The sequence below is a fragment of the Psychrobacter sp. NG254 genome (genome assembly GCF_015277735.1).
Taxonomy (GTDB): domain Bacteria; phylum Pseudomonadota; class Gammaproteobacteria; order Pseudomonadales; family Moraxellaceae; genus Psychrobacter.
This window is the reverse complement of record NZ_JADHDA010000002.1, coordinates 466,518-487,513: the sequence shown is the minus strand read 5'-3', so window position 1 is coordinate 487,513 and position 20,996 is coordinate 466,518. Positions and strand designations below refer to the sequence as shown.

General features: G+C 43.4%; 19 protein-coding genes. 11 read left to right on the top strand and 8 right to left on the bottom strand.

The genetic code is table 11. The features are described 5' to 3' along the window. Window positions 1-273 precede the first annotated feature (273 nt). The 6 genes from IP510_RS04715 to IP510_RS04690 all read left to right on the top strand — a co-directional run bounded on the left by IP510_RS04715 (window position 274) and on the right by IP510_RS04690 (window position 5,525). Complete coding sequence (locus IP510_RS04715) at window positions 274-882, top strand: rhomboid family intramembrane serine protease (protein ID WP_194363612.1); 609 nt, start codon at window positions 274-276, stop codon at window positions 880-882. A 92-nt stretch (window positions 883-974) separates the two neighbouring features. After that, window positions 975-1,952, top strand: a complete 978-nt coding sequence (locus IP510_RS04710) for a metallophosphoesterase (RefSeq protein ID WP_194363611.1) — start codon at window positions 975-977, stop codon at window positions 1,950-1,952. Window positions 1,953-2,051: 99 nt separating this feature from the next. After that, window positions 2,052-2,603, top strand: a complete 552-nt coding sequence (gene purE, locus IP510_RS04705; RefSeq protein WP_194363610.1) for a 5-(carboxyamino)imidazole ribonucleotide mutase — start codon at window positions 2,052-2,054, stop codon at window positions 2,601-2,603. A gap of 197 nt (window positions 2,604-2,800) precedes the next feature. Continuing rightward, complete coding sequence (locus tag IP510_RS04700; protein ID WP_227669473.1) at window positions 2,801-4,141, top strand: 5-(carboxyamino)imidazole ribonucleotide synthase; 1,341 nt, start codon at window positions 2,801-2,803, stop codon at window positions 4,139-4,141. Further along, window positions 4,141-4,590: a YaiI/YqxD family protein gene (locus IP510_RS04695; protein WP_194363609.1), complete on the top strand. Its 450-nt coding sequence runs from the start codon at window positions 4,141-4,143 to the stop codon at window positions 4,588-4,590. The genes IP510_RS04700 and IP510_RS04695 overlap by 1 nt, the downstream gene beginning before the upstream one ends. A gap of 293 nt (window positions 4,591-4,883) precedes the next feature. Next, window positions 4,884-5,525: an NAD(P)H-binding protein gene (locus tag IP510_RS04690; protein WP_194363608.1), complete on the top strand. Its 642-nt coding sequence runs from the start codon at window positions 4,884-4,886 to the stop codon at window positions 5,523-5,525. 241 nt (window positions 5,526-5,766) lie between these two features. On the opposite strand, the gene epmA is transcribed toward IP510_RS04690, so the two are convergent. From epmA to IP510_RS04675, 3 genes are all read right to left on the bottom strand, one after another. Continuing rightward, window positions 5,767-6,810 carry an EF-P lysine aminoacylase EpmA gene (gene epmA / locus IP510_RS04685; RefSeq protein ID WP_194363607.1) on the bottom strand — a complete coding sequence of 348 codons (1,044 nt, stop codon included), beginning with the start codon at window positions 6,808-6,810 and terminating at the stop codon, window positions 5,767-5,769. A gap of 82 nt (window positions 6,811-6,892) precedes the next feature. Continuing rightward, entirely contained in the window at window positions 6,893-8,038 is a 1,146-nt protein-coding gene (locus IP510_RS04680; protein WP_413786452.1) for a 4-phosphoerythronate dehydrogenase, read from the bottom strand. A 59-nt stretch (window positions 8,039-8,097) separates the two neighbouring features. Beyond that, complete coding sequence (locus IP510_RS04675; RefSeq protein WP_227669471.1) at window positions 8,098-9,261, bottom strand: AI-2E family transporter; 1,164 nt, start codon at window positions 9,259-9,261, stop codon at window positions 8,098-8,100. Window positions 9,262-10,158: 897 nt separating this feature from the next. Between IP510_RS04675 and IP510_RS04670 the strand changes: the two genes are divergently transcribed. Continuing rightward, window positions 10,159-11,850 (top strand): NAD+ synthase, encoded by a 1,692-nt coding sequence (locus tag IP510_RS04670; RefSeq protein ID WP_194363606.1) that lies wholly within the window; start codon window positions 10,159-10,161, stop codon window positions 11,848-11,850. 254 nt (window positions 11,851-12,104) lie between these two features. Continuing rightward, window positions 12,105-13,379: a hemolysin family protein gene (locus IP510_RS04665; RefSeq protein WP_194363605.1), complete on the top strand. Its 1,275-nt coding sequence runs from the start codon at window positions 12,105-12,107 to the stop codon at window positions 13,377-13,379. A 145-nt stretch (window positions 13,380-13,524) separates the two neighbouring features. Here IP510_RS04665 and IP510_RS04660 read toward each other — a convergent pair whose 3' ends face one another. Then, window positions 13,525-14,262, bottom strand: coding sequence for a YggS family pyridoxal phosphate-dependent enzyme (locus IP510_RS04660; RefSeq protein WP_413786451.1), 738 nt, complete (start codon window positions 14,260-14,262; stop codon window positions 13,525-13,527). A 368-nt stretch (window positions 14,263-14,630) separates the two neighbouring features. Between IP510_RS04660 and IP510_RS04655 the strand changes: the two genes are divergently transcribed. Together IP510_RS04655 and IP510_RS04650 are read left to right on the top strand one after the other, a co-directional pair. Continuing rightward, window positions 14,631-15,686: a type IV pilus twitching motility protein PilT gene (locus tag IP510_RS04655; protein ID WP_194363604.1), complete on the top strand. Its 1,056-nt coding sequence runs from the start codon at window positions 14,631-14,633 to the stop codon at window positions 15,684-15,686. A gap of 134 nt (window positions 15,687-15,820) precedes the next feature. Further along, window positions 15,821-16,942, top strand: a complete 1,122-nt coding sequence (locus tag IP510_RS04650) for a PilT/PilU family type 4a pilus ATPase (RefSeq protein WP_194363603.1) — start codon at window positions 15,821-15,823, stop codon at window positions 16,940-16,942. 150 nt (window positions 16,943-17,092) lie between these two features. Here the strand turns inward: IP510_RS04650 and fur are convergent, their stop codons facing one another. Further along, entirely contained in the window at window positions 17,093-17,527 is a 435-nt protein-coding gene (fur, locus tag IP510_RS04645; protein ID WP_194363602.1) for a ferric iron uptake transcriptional regulator, read from the bottom strand. Between the two features lie 327 nt (window positions 17,528-17,854). On the opposite strand from fur, the gene IP510_RS04640 reads away from it, so the two are divergent. Next, window positions 17,855-18,274 (top strand): outer membrane protein assembly factor BamE, encoded by a 420-nt coding sequence (locus IP510_RS04640; RefSeq protein ID WP_194363601.1) that lies wholly within the window; start codon window positions 17,855-17,857, stop codon window positions 18,272-18,274. Between the two features lie 26 nt (window positions 18,275-18,300). Here the strand turns inward: IP510_RS04640 and IP510_RS04635 are convergent, their stop codons facing one another. From IP510_RS04635 to IP510_RS04625, 3 genes are all read right to left on the bottom strand, one after another. Next, entirely contained in the window at window positions 18,301-18,645 is a 345-nt protein-coding gene (locus IP510_RS04635; RefSeq protein ID WP_320154172.1) for an RnfH family protein, read from the bottom strand. A gap of 5 nt (window positions 18,646-18,650) precedes the next feature. Further along, a complete protein-coding gene (locus IP510_RS04630; protein WP_194363600.1) occupies window positions 18,651-19,784 on the bottom strand; it encodes a hypothetical protein in 1,134 nt (377 codons plus the stop codon). A 252-nt stretch (window positions 19,785-20,036) separates the two neighbouring features. Beyond that, window positions 20,037-20,705 carry a c-type cytochrome gene (locus IP510_RS04625; protein WP_194363599.1) on the bottom strand — a complete coding sequence of 223 codons (669 nt, stop codon included), beginning with the start codon at window positions 20,703-20,705 and terminating at the stop codon, window positions 20,037-20,039. Between the last annotated feature and the right edge of the window lie 291 nt (window positions 20,706-20,996).

The following is a 20,996-nucleotide window of genomic DNA, read 5'->3' as shown; positions in this document are numbered from 1 at the left end:
CTATTTGTACCATCATAACTGCTGTTAATATTACTTTAATTAAAAACTTATACGCTGTATTCAGTATGATCTGTACTGCTTAGTAATACAGCCACTGCTTATTAGTAGTAACCAGTTAACGGCCACGAGCCTTTTACTACAAGTTATATAGCCATAGTAGCAATCTATCAATTATCGGTCATATGTTAGTTTTCATTCCGCCCTAACGCTTAGGCTTTGAACATTGTCATTTGTAACACTGTCACATATCAGGCATGGCCTAAGGATTTTCCTTTGTTAAACCATACGACCCTTATTATTATCATCACGGTTATTGTCAGCTTGTTGGCTTGGCAAAACAAGACACTATTCAATCGATTGATTTTTTACCCACCAGCGGTAAACAACGGCCAGTGGGATCGGTTTGTGACGCATGGCTTTATTCATGCAGATAGTATGCACCTGCTTTTTAATATGTTCACGTTGTACTTCTTTGGTCGCGCTATCGAAGGACTATATCAGTCATTCCTGTTTGGCTATGGTTTTGTAGTTTTTTATGTGTTGGCGATTATTGTTGCCATGATTCCAAGTTATCTGAAAAATAAAAACAATGCCAGTTACTTAAGCCTTGGCGCATCGGGCGGTGTATCAGCAGTACTGTTTGCTTTTATTTTGTTAGCACCATGGGAAAAAATCTATTTATTTGCGGTTTTACCTATCCCTGCGATATTGTTTGCCGTCGCCTATGTGTTTTATAGTATCTATGCTGACAGACGAGGTGGCTCAAACGTCAATCATATGGCACATCTGTGGGGCGGTGGATTCGGTGTTATCGCAACGATTGTCTTAGAGCCAAAAGTATTGCCGCACTTTATCAATGCGCTCCTCTCCCCTGGGTTTTAGACTTCCTGACGTTTGAATAAAGTTATAATAGCCCTTTATGAGCTTTATATTTTATCCACATTACCCTTATATTTGAGATTGAATAATTTGTTATGATTATAGACATTATCGGTGATATCCACGGCTATGCAGATAAGCTGGTAGGCCTGTTAAAGCAGTTAGGCTATGAGCATAACGGTCAATACTTTGTCCCGCCAGCTGGACATCGTGCTTTGTTTATTGGTGACTTGATTGACCGTGGCGCGCAGCAGTTGGGCACGCTCGAGATTGTCTTTGCGATGCTCGATGCCGATGTGGCGAATGCGGTGATGGGTAACCATGAATACAATGCATTGGCTTATGCTACTCCAGATCCTAATCCTGATATTGATACGGCCACACAGTATTTGCGCTCACATAATGAGGTGCATAGACGCCAGCATGAGGCGTTTTTGGCAGAGATTCCATTTGGTTCAACAGCGCATCAATACTGGTTACAACGCCTATATGAGCTGCCATTATGGATTGAAACCGACTATGCTTGCTTTGTTCATGCTTGTTGGGATACTGACAGTATGTCGGCGTTAAAGCCATTACTAACTGATGATAATTGCCTGACACCAGCAGGACTAATCGCAACAGCTAAAGAAGACACGGCAGGGTTTGACGCGTTAGAGCGAGTGCTAAAAGGGGTCGAAACACCGCTCCCTGATGGCATCGTCATGGTAGACAAAGAAGGCACTAAGCGTACACGTGTACGAGTACGTTGGTGGCTCGATGAGCTCAATGAGCGAACGCTACGTGAGGTAGCGCGCGCACCAACCTCTGCACTGGCGCAAATACCGCCTGATGCGCTGGCTAATAATATCGATTTTGCTCTCAAAACGGACAAGCCAGTGTTTGTCGGTCACTACTGGCTGACGGGTATGCCTGAACCACTTAGCTCACAAGTTGCCTGTACGGATTATTCAGCAGCGGTGGATCACGGCTATCTGACCTGCTATCAGCTCGATACCGAGCAGCCACTACCGCTGACCGCCAGTCAATTTGTACAGCATGTTCATGACAGTATTACCGCCATCAATGCGTAATATCTGCTCTATCGGCAACGCGAATGCATTAAACATCAAACTTGGCTTTACGAATGCAGCAAAACTTTTGTATGATGGTCTTTTTGAGGATATCCAATCATGAGCACCACAAATACTGCTACTGATCAGCACGCGCCAATCACATCACCGAACGGTCAGCCAAAAGTTGGCATCATTATGGGTTCGCAGTCTGACTGGGCGACCATGAGCGCTGCCGCGCAGTTGTTAGCAGATTTTGATATTGCCTTTGATTGCGAGGTGGTCTCTGCGCATCGTACGCCTGATAGATTGTTTGACTATGCCAAGAATGCAAAAGCCAATGGCCTACAAGTTATCATCGCTGGTGCAGGCGGTGCGGCGCATCTGCCTGGTATGTGTGCTAGCCAAACACCACTCCCTGTCTTTGGTGTTCCTGTAAAGTCATCTATGCTTAGCGGTTGGGATAGCCTACTGTCTATCGTACAGATGCCTAAAGGTGTCGCCGTTGGCACATTGGCCATTGGCTCAGCAGGTGCTTACAATGCGGCACTACTTGCGATTCAAGTCTTAGCCTTGCATGATGACACGATTGCTACTAAGCTAGATCAGATGCGACAGTCTCAGACAGAGACCATTCTTGCCAGCCCAACGCCAGGGATTATTAACGCCTAGGTACACATAGACTGGCCGGCTTTTATAGCAGAGTCTTTAAAATTGGTAGCCCAAAAATAAAAGCTATCACACTGTATTTTTTAAGCAAGTCCGATTAGATATAAGGTGCATACAGTGCACCTTTTCCTATTTTCACCCATTGATTTTTAGATTTTAATATACAAAAACCTTATTCACTTTTATTCAAAGAGCCTGCCATGACTACAGCAAACGCTTATCCTGTTACCCAAACCATTCGTACCATCGGTATTTTAGGCGGTGGTCAGCTTGGTATGATGCTTGCCGAAGCAGCCATGCCCCTAGGCTACCAATGTGTATTTTTAGAAGACAGTGCCGACTGCCCTGCCAGCCTATACGGTCGCGTGTTTCATAGCGAGCAATTAGAAGCATTTATCGAAGCCGCTGATGTTTTTACCTTGGAGTTTGAAAACACACCGACGGCGACTGTTGAACAACTTACTGCCTTATCAAAATCTGGTAGCAAACAAGGCATGTTTCCACCATTAATTGCGCTAGACATCGCTCAAGATCGCTTAAAAGAAAAGCAGATGTTTAACTCGCTTGATATTGCCACCGTACCCTTTATGGCTGTCAATTCTGAAGCTGAGTTGAAACAAGCTTGTGATGAGTTAGGATTGCCTATCGTCTTAAAAACCAGCCGCGGCGGCTATGATGGTAAAGGTCAGTTCGTCATCAAACAAGACAGCGATATTAAAGCTGCTTGGCAAGACCTTAAAGATGCGGTCACTGGAAAAGGCTCGCTCACCCCAACACCTGCACCATTGATTGCAGAAGGGTTCGTAAACTTTAGCCGTGAGGTATCTATCATCGCCGCACGCGGGCAAAACGGTCAGGTACGTTGCTATGATCTGGTTGAAAATCATCATCACCATGGCGTTTTGGCCAAGACTCAAGCACCTGCCGTCGGTACTAGCCATCTGTTCAAAAACGCCACGGATGCCATTACCAAAGTCATGAATCACCTTGACTATGTGGGTGTCATGGCACTTGAGCTGTTTGTGACCAAAGACGCGCGTGGTCATGATATGTTACTGGCCAATGAAATCGCGCCACGAGTTCATAACTCTGGACATTGGAGTATTGAAGGCGCTGTCACCAGCCAGTTTGAAAACCATATCCGCGCTGTGGTCAACTTGCCATTGGGTGATACAGATAACGTGCATCCTGCAATCATGGTGAACGTTTTGGGCCAATATCCAGATATCAGCGCTGTTTTAAACATCGATGGTGCTCACTATCATAGTTATCATAAAGCGGAGCGTGACAATCGAAAAATCGGCCATATCACCTTGATGCCCAATGACGTGATGGATTTGGAAAAATCAATGACCAAGCTAGTGGCGATATTACCGAACAAAGTGGGTCTAGACAAAGAGTATCCTAGCATCAATCTGCAGCCTAGCACACCGGCTATCGAGACAGAAAACGATGCTAAGAACAGTGCCACAGCTGATGATCTAGACAATAAAGATAGCCTGACAGCTTCTTCATCGAAACCTGAGAAGGCCAAGAAATAATGCAGATTTGGGTGGATGCAGATTCAGTACCATTGATTGCCAAAGACTTGATTATCAAAACGGCTGAGCGGACAAAGACGGTAGCGATATTCGTGGCCAACCAGTCAATCAAGTTACGCAAGTCGCCACTATTGGTAATGACAGTGGTACCGTCAGGGTTCGATAAGGCTGATGACTATATCGTTGAGCAGATACAGGCAGGCGATCTGGCCATTACTAGCGACATCCCTTTGGCCAACGATATTTTGGACAAAGGGGGGATGGTGCTGACGACACGCGGTGTGGTTTATGATAAAAACAACATCAAGCAAAAGCTCAATATGCGTGATTTTATGGATACGATGCGTGGCACTGGTGTACTAGAGCTACAAGAAATGAGCGGACAAAAACCTTATGGTGACCGTGATAAAAAAGCTTTTGCTGATGGATTAAACAAATTGGTGCGCTAGTTCACACTATACACCGGACATCCTGCATCTGGTTCCTTATCATGCTAACGTCTATTCTCAATGATATTTAGCTTATTTTTCCTCCTTGCAAACCGTATACACTGATAACCAAATACTATTAAATCGGCACGCTTCATAACGAAGCCTGCCGATTTTTTTGTTACTCTATATCCAGATTTTGAGATAAATACTTTTACTTTGAGTTTATACTCTTAGGTTAATAACTAACTTAACTGATAATCCAAATAGTAGTTTTCTATAAATAATAAACTTATATAAGAATAGGAATGATTATGAAAATTTTAGTAGTCGGTGCAAGTGGTCGCGTGGGAACAGATTTGGTTAAGCAGTTATTGGCTGATGAGCATCAAGTGGTTGGTACGACCCGTCAAAAAGAAAAACTTTTTAAGGATAAGCATTACAGCCAGTTGGATTTGGATATCACAGCTAGTAAAGAGTCTATCGTAAAACAGCTTGATCAAGACATAGACGCCGTTTATTTCGTTGCCGGTTCTGGCGGCAAAAATGTGCTCGACGTTGATTTGCATGGCGCTGTCAAAACCATGCAGGCGGCCCAAGAAAAAGGCATCAAACGCTATATTATGCTCAGCTCTGTCTTTTCGCTAGAAACTGAAAAATGGGTAAACAACCCTAGCATCGCAGATCTGAAAGAATATTATATCGCTAAGCATTATGCGGATCATTGGTTGGTAAGCAACAGCACGCTTGACTACACTATCGTACAGCCAGGCGCTTTAAAAGAACGTGCAGGTACGGGCAAAATCACTATCAACGATACCAGTTCTGGTGAAAACGCCATTGAAGATGTTGCAACTGCATTGGCCGCCGTTTTGACAGCAGATAACACCATAGGAAAAGTCTTTAACTTGCATAATGGTGATATCGCTATCGGTGAGGCAATTGCTACTGTATAAGTGAATTCAATATTAAAGATCGAGCTGCGTATTTAGTTGCTTATATTGAACTTTAAAAGCTGCTCATATAAAAGGTCGTTACCAATTCGCCGACACTTAACTGGCGAATCGGTAACGACCTTTTCTCATTCATTGTGTCGCTAAGTGAGTCATTTATAAATAAGTCTTAGATATAAATAAGTTTTAGATAAACAATTTCTGGATAAAAGAGGTATAGATAAAACAGAAAGCTTCTAACGAATTACGCCTTGCCACTAGGGAAAGGAATCACTTCTTCTACACTGCCTGCGCCTGTTATGACCATTAGCAATCTATCAATACCGACAGCGATGCCACTAGCAGGCAGTAAATCATCAGATGCTGCCAACAGATGCTCGTCGATAGGCATTTGGGGCAGGTTATGACGTGCGCGTAACCGATTGTCTTGTTCAAAACGTATCCGCAATGTCTGACCATCTGTCAGCTCGTCATAAGCGTTGGCAATCTCAATACCATTAATATATAGCTCAAAGCGCTTGGCGATTGTATTGCCTTCTTTATCTATTGCAGTCTTTGCCAATGCGGCTGTCGCAGGCGGATAATCTATAATCAGCGTTGGCAAATCATGACCCAAATGTGGTTCTACTGCATGGCTAAACAGTAAATCCAACCAGTTTTGGCGGCGATTTTCTTCAGTGTTGGCACCCGTACCAGCATTGGTATCGATGTCATTAAAATCAAATCCTAGCAGCCCCCTATCCTCTGCCACTGCTTGTAAAGCTGTCAGATTTGCTGTCAGTGGATGTATTCCCACAAAGTCCATAAAGGCATCGACATAGCGATAGTGACTCATCACTACCGGATGACCATATAACGCCTCTAGCAATTCATTCAGCTCAGCGGCCATATCGTCTAGGCTGTAATGTGGCTGATACCACTCGAGCATCGTAAATTCGATATTGTGACGAACGCCTATTTCGTTGTCTCGAAAGACAGGACAAATCTGATAAATAGGGACTTGCCAGCTGGCCAATAAACGTTTCATCGCAAACTCAGGTGACGTATGCAAATAATAAGTATGTGGTCGATCTTGATAAGTAACCTTCGCTGCCACTGACTGTAAAAAAGTATCAGTATTGCCCGCTTGTGACAACAGCGGCGTCTGCACCTCTAACACTTGCCGACGCTCAAAAAACTGCCGTATCTCACTCATGAACTGTGCACGGCGCTGCGCCATCGCCAGTGTCATGGTTGGCGCATACGTTGGTTTAGCGTGTGAATTTAGGATACTGCTTGATTGACTCATAATAACTCGCTGCAACTGATGCGCTGTAAATAACTAAACATCGATGACTAAAAGCAAATGCTTGAACCGTGTATTTGACACCTTAAGACTGCCACTCACGGCGCAGGTGATAGGTACGTCTTAGCCCATCAAAGTCAGCACCGCTGACTTGCCGCTCAGGTGTTTCACCAGATACTTTATCTCGCAGTGATGCATCATCTTGCATGATGTCATAAAACTTTATCAGTCTATCTGGATGCGCTTTTAATTCAGACCATAGAAATAAGTTAAGCGGTAATAACGTATGCATAGACTGCATAGGTATAACGGCCAGTTTCTCACATAGCGCATCATAAATGATTTGCGTGCCACGCAATTTACCTTCTAGCGTATAGCCAGCGATGTGCGGCGTGGCGATAGCAAGCTTGGACAGTAGGCTTTCTGGAACTTGTGGCTCGTGCTCGAACACATCTAGCACCACTTGACGCCCAGTACGTTCTATATCTACTGCTAGATCTTTTGCATTAATAACAGGGCCACGTGCACTATTGATCAGCATGGTATCGGACGGCATCATTGCCAATGTCTTTGCATCAATCAGATGTCGGGTCGGATAATCACTACCTTTAGGATTATTATCCTCTTTTGCATTTGTCAGAGGCACATGCAGGCTGATCACATCGCTTTGGGTCAGGACTTGTTCGAGGCTGGCATTATTAATATTAGAGCTTGGCAATAATGGATCGTAGCCCAATACCTGCCAGCCTAAATCATCAGCATACTGAGCCAGTGTACTGCCGATATTACCAAGCCCAATGATGCCCAATGTCAATGACGGCAACGGCTGCTGTAAATAGTATGGGCGTAACGTCAATATAGCCGTTAGCACGTACTGCGCCACAGAATGCTTGCTACAGCCCGCAGCATTAGCAAAAGTAATCTGACGGGTTGACAGATAATCTTGATCGACATGATCGGTACCAATGGTCGCAGAACCGACAAACTGTACGCTTCGATTGTCAGCCAACAACGCTTCGTTTACTGGGGTCACAGAACGTATGAGCAAAATGCTTGGCTGTATCTTGGCAAGTAATGCTGCATCAATATCTCGACCCGCCACCGTGATGATATTCACGGTTTGCTCATTCATTTGACCAAGTGTTGAGGCATTAAAAAATGCCTCTAAACTGGCAATATTACTATCTGCCACGATGGTTATGGCGTTGGTCATATCAGTCTGATCTTTCATAGCATTTCAACGTCTTTATTAGTTATCAATCATTGCACCTGTCATTGGCAGACTCTAGCTCAGACATCATTGGTATTTTGTTCTGGTTCTGGCTCTCGCTCTCGCGATCTCGATGGCGGCCGCGCCTGAGGATCAGACAGCAATATTTCTTGCTGAGCGAATATCTCGTTTTTGTGCTGCGATATCCACTCACGCCATACCGCAAGTCCAATAGCCAATACCACAGGGCCTATAAACAAGCCCACGAAACCAAAAGCTGTCAAGCCGCCCAATACTCCGATAAAAATAATAATAAAGGGAATTTTGGTCGCGCCGCTAATGACGATAGGACGAATCAAATTATCAACCCAACTGATAACCAATACGCCCCATAATGCCAAGCCAATACCTTCTGTGGTATGCCCTTGACTCATTAACCAAATAGAGATAGCGCCCCAAGCGAATGGTGTGCCAAATGGAATCAAGGCAACAATAAAAGTCACAATGGTCAATAAAATCGGACTTGGTGCACTAGCGAAATAGTAGCCTACACCAGCCAATAGAGCCTGTGCCAATGCTGTTAGTCCAATACCATATACCACAGCACGCGTGGTCGTACCGACAGAGTCGATGTAGCCATCAATGCGATTGCCAATGATATTGCGCAGTGCTTGGCGAATCTGACGAACCAAACTGGTACCATCACGGTAGAAAAAGAACAGGGTCATCAGCGCCATACCAAGCTTTGCCAAACTACTGAACACCACATCGAATGCAACTTTGCCATAATATAAGTGCGACTGAACCCAAAGGCGAAAGGCCTCTAACGTCCCTTCAGGGTTTTTATTGATTCGCCATAGCACATCTTTGACTTGCTGCCCAATAATAGGCAAGTCTTTGACAGAATCAGGCACATCCAAATATCCCACTTTGATACGATAAACCAAATTACTGATTAAACTGAGCGCTTCTTGCTGCAAGACAAAGACCCCGATTACAAGCGGCACGCCTATTATTAAGGAGATACTCATCGTCATGATAGCCGCACTAAAATTAGGACTTAGCTTGACCTTTTCATGAAAAAAGTTATAAATCGGAAACGTAACATACGCCAAAATCGCTGCCCACAGTGCCGGTACAATAAAAAACTGCACCACTTGAAAGCACAGTACAAATAGCGCAATCAGTAATGTAATTGCCAATAAGCGTTGGATGATAAATTCTTTTGTCCAGTTTTCAATCATAGCGTATAAACCAAGAGTGGACAGCAAACGATAACGTTACTGGCCAGTTTACAAATATGCGATGAATACCAGTCTGTAGGCCGTGCCTGCAAACGATATCCACTGACGAGGGTGGTAAATTATGAAGATAAGGTTTTAAACTTATGGTTCTAAATATATAACTAAAAATATGATCCATTTGTGAGAACATATGACGTGATCACATCATTTGTCGTATAGCATCACATAGCATCGTCAAATAATAGTAGTCATAGGTTGGCAGCTTATAACGCTAGTGGTAAATACCTTAAATAGCGCTGCTATCACGTTTTATTATGCAATAAAGTATGCGACTTATATAACGCTATGTTGTAACCTTTACTTACAACTTTGTCTATGCAAGCTTACTAGATGATGACAATAATAACTAGCCTGTTATCCATGGATTTGGTGTGTAAAAATACTGCCACAAAAACTGCTTTTATGACTGACTATTAAACTGTTATCTTATAAGGGAATTCACTGGTGCGTTCTATTTGTCTCGACAATTGATGTTATACTAAAACCATTATTTTAAGCTTTTCAGTGTAGTCAAGCTTATCTAATCGTATTTATTTACGCTGTTGTAAAGACATTATATTGGTTGATAGTATTCTAAAACCCTCATTTATTGTTGTTTTTGAGACTATTATAAAAACCCATTTTGAGGATGGTACTTTTAACATTGTACTTATAAGACCGTACTCGTAACACTGTCATCTTAAAAACCACATAAAAGCGTATGCAGGTATTAGGCTCATCACATCGGTTCAATATTCGAACTTGATTTGTAAGGGCTGTTTTTTGAGTCAATTTTGGATTTACTTTAACCAACTTTATCCACCACATTTTAATAATATATCGATAGGAACAATAACAATGTCAAAAGACACTGATAACCCCAATCTAAACCCGTCAAGCGATACCAGCAAGACCAATAAACCACAAGACACCGTCACTTTTGCTTTAGCACAATCTCACTTTTTGGTCGGTGATATTGCCGCCAATGTCGAAAAAATGCGTACGTTAGCATTACAGGCCCGTGAGCAAGGCGCTGATGTCATTGTGTTTCCAGAATTGGCACTATTAGGCTATCCTCCTCAAGACTTATTACTCCGCCCTAGCCTGTCAGGCCGCGTCAAAAGCGCCCTGTCTACGCTGAGCGATATCAATGATATCGTTATGATTGTCGGCTACCCGCATGTCGATCATCATGGTACGTTTAACTCTGCAGCTATCCTTCATAACGGCCATCAAAAAGGTTTTTACCATAAGCAAATTTTGCCAAACTATGGTGTCTTTGATGAGCGTCGTTATTTTGACAAAGGTCGTAATCAAGTTTTATTTGATTATAAAGGCATTACTATCGGCCTACTCATCTGCGAAGACTTATGGGAAAAAGCACCAATTGCTGAGCTCAAAAAACAAGGTGCTGACCTCATTGTCAGCTTAAATGCCTCGCCTTTTGAGATTGAAAAACAAGACAGTCGTAAAACCATGCTGGCTAAACGTAGCCGCGAAAACAAACTGCCTATCGTCTATGTCAACGCTGTTGGCGGCCAAGACGATTTGGTGTTTGATGGTGGCTCTATGGCGGTACAAGCCGATGGTAGCATCGCACATGAAGCACCGCGTTTTATGAATCAGCTGTTACTGGCCACATTGGATGTCAAAACTGCGAAATTCAACAACCAAACCAAAGCGCCTCTCAGCCTAAGCCGTGAGTCAGAGATGTATCAAGCCTTGGTCGTCGGTCTGCGCGACTATGTCAATCATTCAGGATTTTCAGGTATCATCGTTGGATTATCAGGCGGTATTGATTCTGCATTGACGCTTTGTATCGCTGTGGACGCATTAGGCGCTGACAAAGTATATGCGGTCATGATGCCGTACGAATATACGTCTCAAATCAGCCTAGAAGATGCCCAAGCACAGGCGCGTCGCCTCAATGTCTCTTATACTGTTTGTCCTATTTTTGATGCGGTCGAGGGCATTCGTCATACGCTAGCGCCACTATTCAACAAGTCGCCTGCTGACACGACCGAAGAGAACATTCAAGCACGTGCGCGCGGCGTTATTTTGATGGCACTGTCCAATAAATTTGGTCATTTGGTCATCACCACTGGCAATAAGTCAGAGTTGGCAGTTGGTTACTCAACGCTATACGGTGATATGGCGGGCGGTTTCGATGTCCTAAAAGACGTGTACAAATCACAAGTTTACAAACTGGCAAGCTATCGCAATCGTTTAGAGGACACGCCTGTCATTCCTGAACGAGTCATTACTCGTCCACCATCAGCTGAGCTACGCCCTGATCAAAAAGACCAAGACAGCCTGCCTGATTACGATATTTTAGATGGTATCTTGGCATCTTATATCGATGGAGATATGGGCTATCAAGAAATTATCGATAAAGGCTTTGATGCAGAAATGGTCGAAAAAGTCATCAAGATGGTGGACAATAGCGAATATAAACGTCTGCAATCTCCTATCGGTACCAAAATTAGCCACAAAGCCTTTGGTCGCGAACGTCGCTACCCATTGGTTAATAAATGGTCAATAAAAGGCTAAGTGCTAGTAAATTCTAGTTGCCTACTCACTTCTCTGGCTCAGGTTTATATAAGTCAGAAGTGAGTAGGTGCTGGTTAGCTAGTGCTACAAGAAATCGAATGTTCATGATTAGCTGGGTGCTTGCCCAGCTTTTTTAGTTCTTATCTTTAACAATCTTTAATATGCTCTGATATTCAATATTTTTCATTTATTACTTCTCTCTCTACTATTACCTTTGTCTTTTCATTATTTCTATCTCTTTTTTCGAGTACGTCATGAGTTTGCTTACCGCTAGTGTTTTTCTTATTTTATTGCTTGCACTAAGTGCTTGTGTTTCTGCTTCTGAGATTGCCATTGCTGCCGGACGCAAAATCAAGCTACAGATCATGGCAAAAGAAGGGGATGTTCGCGCCTTTGATGTCCTAAAAATGCAGGAACATCCTGGTAGCTTCATCACTGTGGTACAGGTTTTATTAAACGCAGTCGCTATTTCCGCCGGTGCCGTGGGCGAATCCGCCATCAGCCCTTATTTACAAAAACTGTTCAATAGTGAAGCCGTGGCCTCGGTCATATCGTTTGTGCTCATTACCAGCCTGTTCTCTTTATTGGCCGATCTGATGCCCAGACGATTGGCCATGTCAGACAGTGAAGCCATCGCGGTACGGCTAGTGCGCCCAATGATGATATTGATTTTTGTGTTAAAACCCGTCATCTGGGTGTTCGATGGAGCCGCGAACACCCTCTTTAAACTGCTTGGTATCTCTACCATTCGCCAAGACGATATGACACCAGAAGACATTTATGCCGTCATGGATGCTGGTGCTGAAGCAGGTGTGATAAAAAAGCAAGAACATCATTTGATAGAAAACATCTTTGATATGCAAGAACGCACGGTCACCTCAGTCATGAATCCACGAGAGAATATCGTGTATTTTGATACCAAGACCAGTACCGAAGAGGTGGTTCAAATCATGATTGAGCAACCACACAATAAATTTTTGGTCTGTCATGATGATGATTTAGAGCATATTGTTGGTTATGTAGAGTCTCGAAGTTTTTTAGCGTTGGTTCTAAATCAGCAAGAAGTTGGCTTAACGGACAAAACCCTATTAAAGCCAGCGCTCTTTGTGCCAGATACCTTGTCTTTGTTTGAAGTACTAGAGATGTTCAAATCTACTGGCGCTGATTTTGCGGTTATCGTCAATGAATATGGCCTAGTGGTGGGCGTTATCACATTAAAAGATGTGATGAGTATTGTCATGGGAGAGCTTGTGACGCTTGAGGAGCAGCCTATTGTCCAGCGTACAGACAACTCTTGGCTGATCGACGGCATGACTCCTATTGAAGACGTGATTCGCGCATTGGATATTGTCGACTTACCACGCAGTCAGAACTATGAAACCATCAGCGGTTTTATGATGTATATGCTGCGCAAAATTCCCAAAAAGACTGATACTATTGAGTATGCCAATTATCGGTTTGAGATTATCGCGACTGACAATCTCAAAATCACTCAGATGCTGGTAACCAAATTAGAAGAGCCTATCTGATGCATCGATCGGATAGGCTGTCTCTATGAGCTTGGTCTACTGAAAGTAAACTTTGTATCTATTCGCTTACTACCCTTAAGTACTCTTAAGGCTGAGGCATTTCTTCATCATAATGTGATTGAGCACGTCATAAAGAAGAAACGCCTTAGCTTCGTGTACCAAAGATAGCAGTGCCAACACGTACCATCGTCGAGCCATTGTCTATTGCCTCTGTCATATCACCACTCATTCCCATACTAAGCGTATCCCAAGTGCTCAGCTCTGGGTGGCTCACTTGGACCTCCTCAAACAGCGCTTTGGTGCGAGCAAAAGCATCGGTATCTGCCTTGGCAGGTATAATCATCAGCCCGCGCAGCTGTAAGCGCTCATAGTCTTTGATCGCAGTGATCAGCTCTGGTAGCTGAGCCGGTAGACAGCCTGACTTACTATCCTCATCGTCGATATTCAGCTGAATCAGCACATTCAGCGGAGGCAAGTCAGCTGGACGCTGGTCGTTCAGGCGCTTGGCGATAATATCGCGCTCAAGTGTTTGCACCCAATCGAAATGCTCGGCAATATCACGGGTTTTATTACGCTGAACACTACCGATATAATGCCAAACGATGTCTTTGCCTTCGGGTTGCACTTTTAAAGTAGTGATTTTTTCGATCGCTTCTTGTAGATAATTTTCCCCAAAGTGGCACTGCCCCTCTTTTGCTAATATTGCCAACATCTCAGCAGGCTTGGTTTTTGAGACAGCCAATAAAATTCTGTTATCAATAGGGGCAACCGCTTTCTCAGGTGCCTGCTCATAAGCTTGCATCATTTTCTCTTTGACTTGCTGCCAATTTTCAATAAGTGCCAATTTATCGATATTCTTGTCTGTCTCTGTCATGTCTTTCATCTGTATCACTCTCAAAATTTATTCATTTTTTTTGCTGTTCTGTTGTAGTGCGCTTTATATATAAAAACACTTGCTCATCAACAATATGTCATCAATACCTAGTAAATACTGTCTTGTACACATGAATCTTACGAAAACTAATTTTGCATTTTGACTATATGGTAGATGGTTAAATCTCTACAGTCTTGTTATGATATTGTTACATGGTTTAACATTTGCCACCAAATGTGGTAGCAATGGTGAAGACTACATTGTATTCACGGTCTCGCCATACTAAGTTGGGCCTAGCAAAATAGTTCATTGACAGTCTACCACGTGCTCTTGTGCGCTTCTGTACTACCCTTACTGATTGATAGGAATATCTGATTATGTCTGAGAAAAACAATTTAAGCATCGAAGATTTATTGCGTTTTACGGTCAAACATAAGGCGTCAGATTTACATATTTCAGCCGGCATGCCAGCGATGATTCGTGTTGATGGTGAAATGACGCGTATCAATATGCCTTCAATGACCCATCAAGTGGTACATCAGCTCATTTATGACATCATGAATGATAAGCAACGGGCTGACTTCGAAGAGTTTTTTGAGACGGATTTTTCTTTTGAAATTCCAAATTTGGCACGTTTTCGTGTCAATGCCTTCAATCAGAACCGCGGTGCAGGTGCGGTGTTTCGTACCATTCCATCCAAAGTATTGACCATGGAAGATTTGGGCATGGGCGAGGTTTTCAGACGTGTATCGGATTTCAAACGTGGGGTGGTACTGGTTACCGGTCCAACAGGGTCTGGTAAATCAACCACGCTTGCTGCCATGATCGATTATATCAATGAGAGCCGTAAAGAGCATATTTTGACCATTGAAGATCCAATTGAGTTTGTCCACGAATCCAAAAAGAGCCTGATCAACCAACGTGAAGTCCATCGTGACACATTAGGCTTTGAACCAGCTCTACGTTCAGCTCTACGCGAAGATCCAGATGTGATTTTGGTGGGTGAGCTGCGTGACCTTGAGACCATTCGCTTGGCACTGACAGCAGCTGAAACAGGACATTTGGTATTTGGCACGCTACATACCAGTTCAGCAGCCAAAACTATTGACCGTGTCATCGACGTGTTCCCCGCTGCAGAAAAAGACATGATCCGTGCAATGCTGTCGGAGTCACTACAAGCCGTTATTTCACAAACCCTATTAAAGCGTCAAGTAGGAGGCCGTGTGGCAGCGCACGAAATCATGCTAGGGACACCTGCTATCCGTAACTTGATACGTGAAAATAAAATTGCTCAAATGTACTCTGCTATTCAAACTGGTGCAGGCGATGGCATGATCACGCTCGACCAAACCCTCAAAAACCTGGTGGCCAAAGGTACAATTAGTAAAGACGTTGCTCGCCCTTATGCCAAGCAGCCTGAAGCGTTTTTATAGCATTGGCATCAAAGATAGAGACCGTTTTAAATATTAGAAAAGACAAAATGGATTGTGTTTTACTATTAATTGCTTCTATTCACAATACGATTTTAAATCATTTTTGATCGACTGACGACACATGCAGGTACGATATGGACATTGATAAACTATTGCAGCTAATGATCAATAAAAATGGTTCTGACCTTTTTATTACAGCAGATGTAGCACCTTCCATGAAGGTGAATGGAAAAATTTTACCCGTTGGTAAAACGCCTCTGAGTGCCGAGCAAACGATGAGATTGGTTAAGGGTGTCATGACCCCAAGCCAAAGAACAGAGTTTGAAGAGACCAACGAGTGTCAGTTTGCTATCGCTGATGAAGCGCAGCAAGCGCGGTTTCGAGTCAGTGCCTTTATACAACGTGATATGGCAGGTATGATTTTACGGAAAATCGAAAACAAAATTCCAACCATGGAAGAATTACGCTTACCGCCGTCGCTCAAAGATTTATGCATGAAAAAGCGAGGTATTATTTTATTGGTCGGGGCAACAGGTACCGGTAAATCGACGACGCTAGCCTCCATGATAGGGCATCGCAACCAAAACTCTCATGGTCATATTATTACCATAGAAGACCCCATTGAATTTATCCATAAGCATCGCGGCTGTATCATTACCCAACGCGAAGTCGGTATCGACACACATTCATTTGAAGCGGGTCTAAAAAATACTCTACGCCAAGCCCCTGATGTGATCTTAATCGGTGAGATTCGTAATCGTGAGGTCATGAGCTATGCGATTCAATATGCAGAAACCGGTCACTTGGTGTTTGCCACTCTCCATGCCAATAATGCCAACCAAGCGATCGACCGTATCATTCACTTTTTCGAGACCAGTCGTCACAATCAGTTGTTTATGGATCTGTCATTGAACTTGCAGGCTATTATTGCTCAGCAGCTGATACCAGCCCCTGATGGCAAAAGTCGACGTGCTGCTATTGAGATCTTATTAAACTCACAACTGATTAGTGATTATATCCGCAAAGGTGAAGTGCACGAGATCAAAGACGTCATGACGCGCTCACGAGATAGTGGCATGCAAACCTTTGACCAAGCACTGTTTGATTTGTATGAGCAAGGAGAGATTACCTATAAAGAAGCCATTCTGCATGCAGACTCCCCTAACGACTTACGTCTCAAGATTAAACTGAGCAGCAAAAATGGTAATGCCAATTTAGATGAGGGTGCTGATAGCTTGTCATTAGATGTCAGCTAGACTATTGAGCTTGCCGCAGTCTTATAGTAAAAATAATAAAAAGCCCTCATTATCAATAATGAGGGCTTTTTGCTACAAAAAGAACTTTAAGACATATGAGAGATAGCATCAGGAAAATAAATGGCTTCACATGTTGATTTAGTACTGTCTCTATCTAGCACTGTCTCTACAGGCTTGATCGGCACAGATACCATATAATACTAATGAATGGCCTGATAGTTTAAAGCCATGTTTTTCTGCCACTTTGAGCTGCTCTTCTTCAATCACCTCATTGTGAAACTCAATAATTTTGCCACAAACATCACAAACCAGATGGTCATGATGTTCTTCTTGGGTAATCTCAAACACAGATAGATTGTTTTCAAAGTTGTGACGCTCAACGATACCCGCTTGCTCGAACTGTGTCAGTACACGATATACCGTCGCTAATCCAACGTCTTCGCCTTGCTCGATCAGTGCTTTATAAACTTCTTCTGCACTCATATGATGCAGTTCTGCGCTTTCAAGCAGCTCTAGAATTTTGATACGGGGTAACGTGACCTTTAACCCTGCTCTGCGTAAATCTTGATTGGTAAAAGAAGCCATAATATTCCTTTTGACTGTAACAGTCTTAATAAATAAAAACCCAAAAAATATGAGATAAATAATCCCTGATACTTGTTTTTTGACAAATATCACATGTGTTCACGCTATCAAATCGACTGAATCTGTGCGAGCATTTCTTTTATTATTTTCCAAGTTATCTCAATGCAAGCCCATGAATTTAAAATATAAATAACCCAATCGATTAGAGGGTGTTTGGTAAATAATGTCTTAAGTGGTAGGCAATTGCAAGTAAATGACGTATCATTTGTCCAAGATTGTCGGCCACACTCGTACCATCTAGATTCGGCCGCACCTAATTCATTTCTTATGAGTCATCTTACCATGATAAAGACATTAAATTTTCGTCCGTTAAGCCATGCAAGTACATTGCGCACCCTTGCCATCACCAGTATGCTTAGCGCTACTGTCGCTATGTCTGGCTGCTCATTATTGAGTGTTTATAAGATTGATTTGCCGCAAGGCACGGCCATTACTCAAGTCCAAGCGCAAAAGCTGCAAGTGGGTATGAATCAGAACCAAGTGCTTTATATTTTGGGTAGCCCAGCGATTAAAGACACGCTTGAACCTAAGCGCTGGGATTATATCTATGATTATAAAGCAGGAACAGAAGGTAGCCGCAAAGGCATTGCTGATGTTAAAAATGCTAGTCAGCATTTGGTGGTCTACTTTGATAATAATGGCTTGGTGACACGTATTGAAGGCATGGAAAGTCTACCAGCCTCGTAACAAATCCTACTTATCAATCTAGCGACTCAACTGCGAGATTTGTTTTTGCGCTGAGACATCGGATCAGCGCTCAAACTGCGATACACCTCTATGCGATCAGATGGCTGTAATACATAGCTCAGCGGTTGTTTCTGCGCATAGATGCCGACGTGCCAGCGTTTGGCAGTTGGTGTAGCCACATCTATGACCTGCTCACACCACTTTTCCAATTCTGCAAATTTCTCAAGCCATCCTGCTTGCGCCAACGCTGCGTATAAGCTGGTACCATGACTGACCTGTAAAGACAAATAATGCTGGCGCTGCTCATCTTCAGCATAGGCCAAATATACTGTCATCAGCGCACTCTGCTCAGCATATTGTGCCGTATTCACGCTTGTTAGCTCAACCACTGCATCACCCAGCCTATTAATGCCAATATGAGTGCCAACGGAACAATCAAGCGTATCGCTATCCGCCACAGATTATAGAACGCTTCACTACCAAAATTCAGTGACTTACGTAAATGACTGATTTTCATCTGCCACCCTGCAAACACTGATAACAGTAGTACGGCAATGCTGCTAATAATAACCAAGAGACTGACTAGCCATGTTGTTGGAATCGCCATCACTAATAGCAAGGCTAAGGCAAACGTGATTATCAAGCTAACCAATAGCCCAAACTTATGCGTTAACTGTTGGGTACTATAATGTAATAAGTAACTGGCAACGAATAACACCCCTACCCAGTACAGCAATTGCCCAATCGATGGTAATACCATCCCACTGAGGAATAAAGCCACGACGCCTATCAGCAGCTGTAATATCCAAATCGGTAATACCAGCTTAGTAGCGCGATACTCACGGGTAGCCGCCCTGCTTTTTGCTTGTTGGCTATCGTCTGCGACCGCTGTGACGGTTTGCTTGCTGACTAAGTTTTGACCAAACCAATATAACCCTGTACCCGCACCAACACTGACCAATGCTAGGGCGACTGCGCGTGCCCATTCGGTCAAGCTAATACCCGTCATGGCAAAAGCAATATGGGGTATACCATTGGCAATGCCCAGTAGTAGTCCTATGACCATGAGCCCAAGCCCAATAGGTAAAGGGGCGACGCCAAGCAAGCTCAGTAATACCGTAATAACCATAAGGCCAGCTGCCACTGCAAAGCTGGGAATGCTAGGTGCGCTATTGAGCTCAGTCAACGCAGCTAAGATGCCTGTGCTAGCACCCGATATGACCAATGCGGCAATAGTGATAGATACCAATGCCGCAAGCCAGCCAAAGCTGCGCCATACTGGGCTCGCATCGGCTTCACGAGTCAGCTTTTGCATACCAGCGACAGGTCCCTCGACACTGCGATACGCCAATGCAATCTCAGCATAAACAACTGGCAGCGCGACCAAGACCATTGCCACTAGCCACAGCAACCAAAAATCAATCTCGCCGATGGATGCTGGTGCAAACCAACGAAATAGCAGCAGTGGTAATAATGCTGCGATAAAATAAGAAGCATAACGGATCATCATAATTTCAATCCAAACGATCTAAAGTAAATAACGATAATTTATAATTATACAGAGCAATGATTAACGCGTGTCATCATTAACCTCTGTAAATGAATTCATCTGCATATTGTCTGCTTAATATAAGGGACATACAGTTATGAAAAAACCCCGAAATCGGGGTTTAGTGGTTCAGACGTGATTCACATGCGATACAGTGCTTAGTGGCTTTGCCAACAAAATAAGCACCAGATAGGTATCATAGAGGCTATTCAATTAATGAATGGCGCTCACATAGTCTGCCAAAATGCGAATATCATTGTCTGATAGTTTTGATGCGACTGTCTGCATCATGCCCATCTCGCCTTCTTTGGCAGCATCGTTGACTCGTTTTTGATCATCGCTAGCGATATCATCAACACGCCCAGCGGCACGGAAAAGCTTTAACTGAGTGGAGATGTACTGTGCATGCTGTCCGCCAAGCTTTGGAAATGCAGCCCAGGTGTTACCCGCAGCATCTGGACCATGGCAACCAGCACAACCAATCACACCGCGTGATTTATCACCGCCTAGAAATAGCTTAGTGGCTGCTTGGTTAGTCGCAGGGTTGCCGTAACCGACACCCCAAGACGCTTGGCTAGAATAATAGCCTGCCACATTGGCCAAATCTTGCTGAGACAAATTGGCAACCTGTGATTGCATGATACCGTTTTTGCGATAGCCTGCTTTAAAGTTGACCAACTGTTTGTAGAGATACTTTACATTTTGGCCGCCAAGGTTAGGCTGCGCAGGAACAATACTGACCCCATTAAGACCATGACAAGCAGCACAAACAGTTTCTGCAATTTTTTGACCTGCATTAACATCATACTCAGGAACAACAATAGCAGCTTGTACGCTGAAACTTGCAACGCATAAGCTGGCAGCAGCGATTAACTTTTTCATTGATACAAATCCTACTAGCTCGGTGTAAGCATTATCTAGAACGGTTGCACTAATAAGATACCCAGTAAAAGCGTCCTCTTTATAAGATAGGACGGATTATATTTTAGGCTCTTGCACACAAGCAGTCTGAAAGTACTTACTAATATCAGGGTTTATTTTCGATTATTATAGCAAGACTTTGTATCATTTGCCTACTTAATCGCAGTATCCATCAGTTTTCTAACAACATGCGTTACATTACCAAGCGAAAGCAGAAATCATATATAAACAATAAATCTGATGCTCTATCAA

Coding starts and splice junctions, on each gene's coding strand:
- IP510_RS04710 (WP_194363611.1), top strand. CDS start 975: ATGATTATAGACATTATCGGTGATATCCACGGCTATGCAGATAAGCTG.
- purE (WP_194363610.1), top strand. CDS start 2,052: ATGAGCACCACAAATACTGCTACTGATCAGCACGCGCCAATCACATCA.
- IP510_RS04700 (WP_227669473.1), top strand. CDS start 2,801: ATGACTACAGCAAACGCTTATCCTGTTACCCAAACCATTCGTACCATC.
- IP510_RS04695 (WP_194363609.1), top strand. CDS start 4,141: ATGCAGATTTGGGTGGATGCAGATTCAGTACCATTGATTGCCAAAGAC.
- IP510_RS04690 (WP_194363608.1), top strand. CDS start 4,884: ATGAAAATTTTAGTAGTCGGTGCAAGTGGTCGCGTGGGAACAGATTTG.
- epmA (WP_194363607.1), bottom strand. CDS start 6,810: ATGAGTCAATCAAGCAGTATCCTAAATTCACACGCTAAACCAACGTAT.
- IP510_RS04680 (WP_413786452.1), bottom strand. CDS start 8,038: ATGAAAGATCAGACTGATATGACCAACGCCATAACCATCGTGGCAGAT.
- IP510_RS04675 (WP_227669471.1), bottom strand. CDS start 9,261: ATGATTGAAAACTGGACAAAAGAATTTATCATCCAACGCTTATTGGCA.
- IP510_RS04670 (WP_194363606.1), top strand. CDS start 10,159: ATGTCAAAAGACACTGATAACCCCAATCTAAACCCGTCAAGCGATACC.
- IP510_RS04665 (WP_194363605.1), top strand. CDS start 12,105: ATGAGTTTGCTTACCGCTAGTGTTTTTCTTATTTTATTGCTTGCACTA.
- IP510_RS04660 (WP_413786451.1), bottom strand. CDS start 14,262: ATGAAAGACATGACAGAGACAGACAAGAATATCGATAAATTGGCACTT.
- IP510_RS04655 (WP_194363604.1), top strand. CDS start 14,631: ATGTCTGAGAAAAACAATTTAAGCATCGAAGATTTATTGCGTTTTACG.
- IP510_RS04650 (WP_194363603.1), top strand. CDS start 15,821: ATGGACATTGATAAACTATTGCAGCTAATGATCAATAAAAATGGTTCT.
- fur (WP_194363602.1), bottom strand. CDS start 17,527: ATGGCTTCTTTTACCAATCAAGATTTACGCAGAGCAGGGTTAAAGGTC.
- IP510_RS04640 (WP_194363601.1), top strand. CDS start 17,855: ATGAGTCATCTTACCATGATAAAGACATTAAATTTTCGTCCGTTAAGC.
- IP510_RS04630 (WP_194363600.1), bottom strand. CDS start 19,784: ATGATGATCCGTTATGCTTCTTATTTTATCGCAGCATTATTACCACTG.
- IP510_RS04625 (WP_194363599.1), bottom strand. CDS start 20,705: ATGAAAAAGTTAATCGCTGCTGCCAGCTTATGCGTTGCAAGTTTCAGC.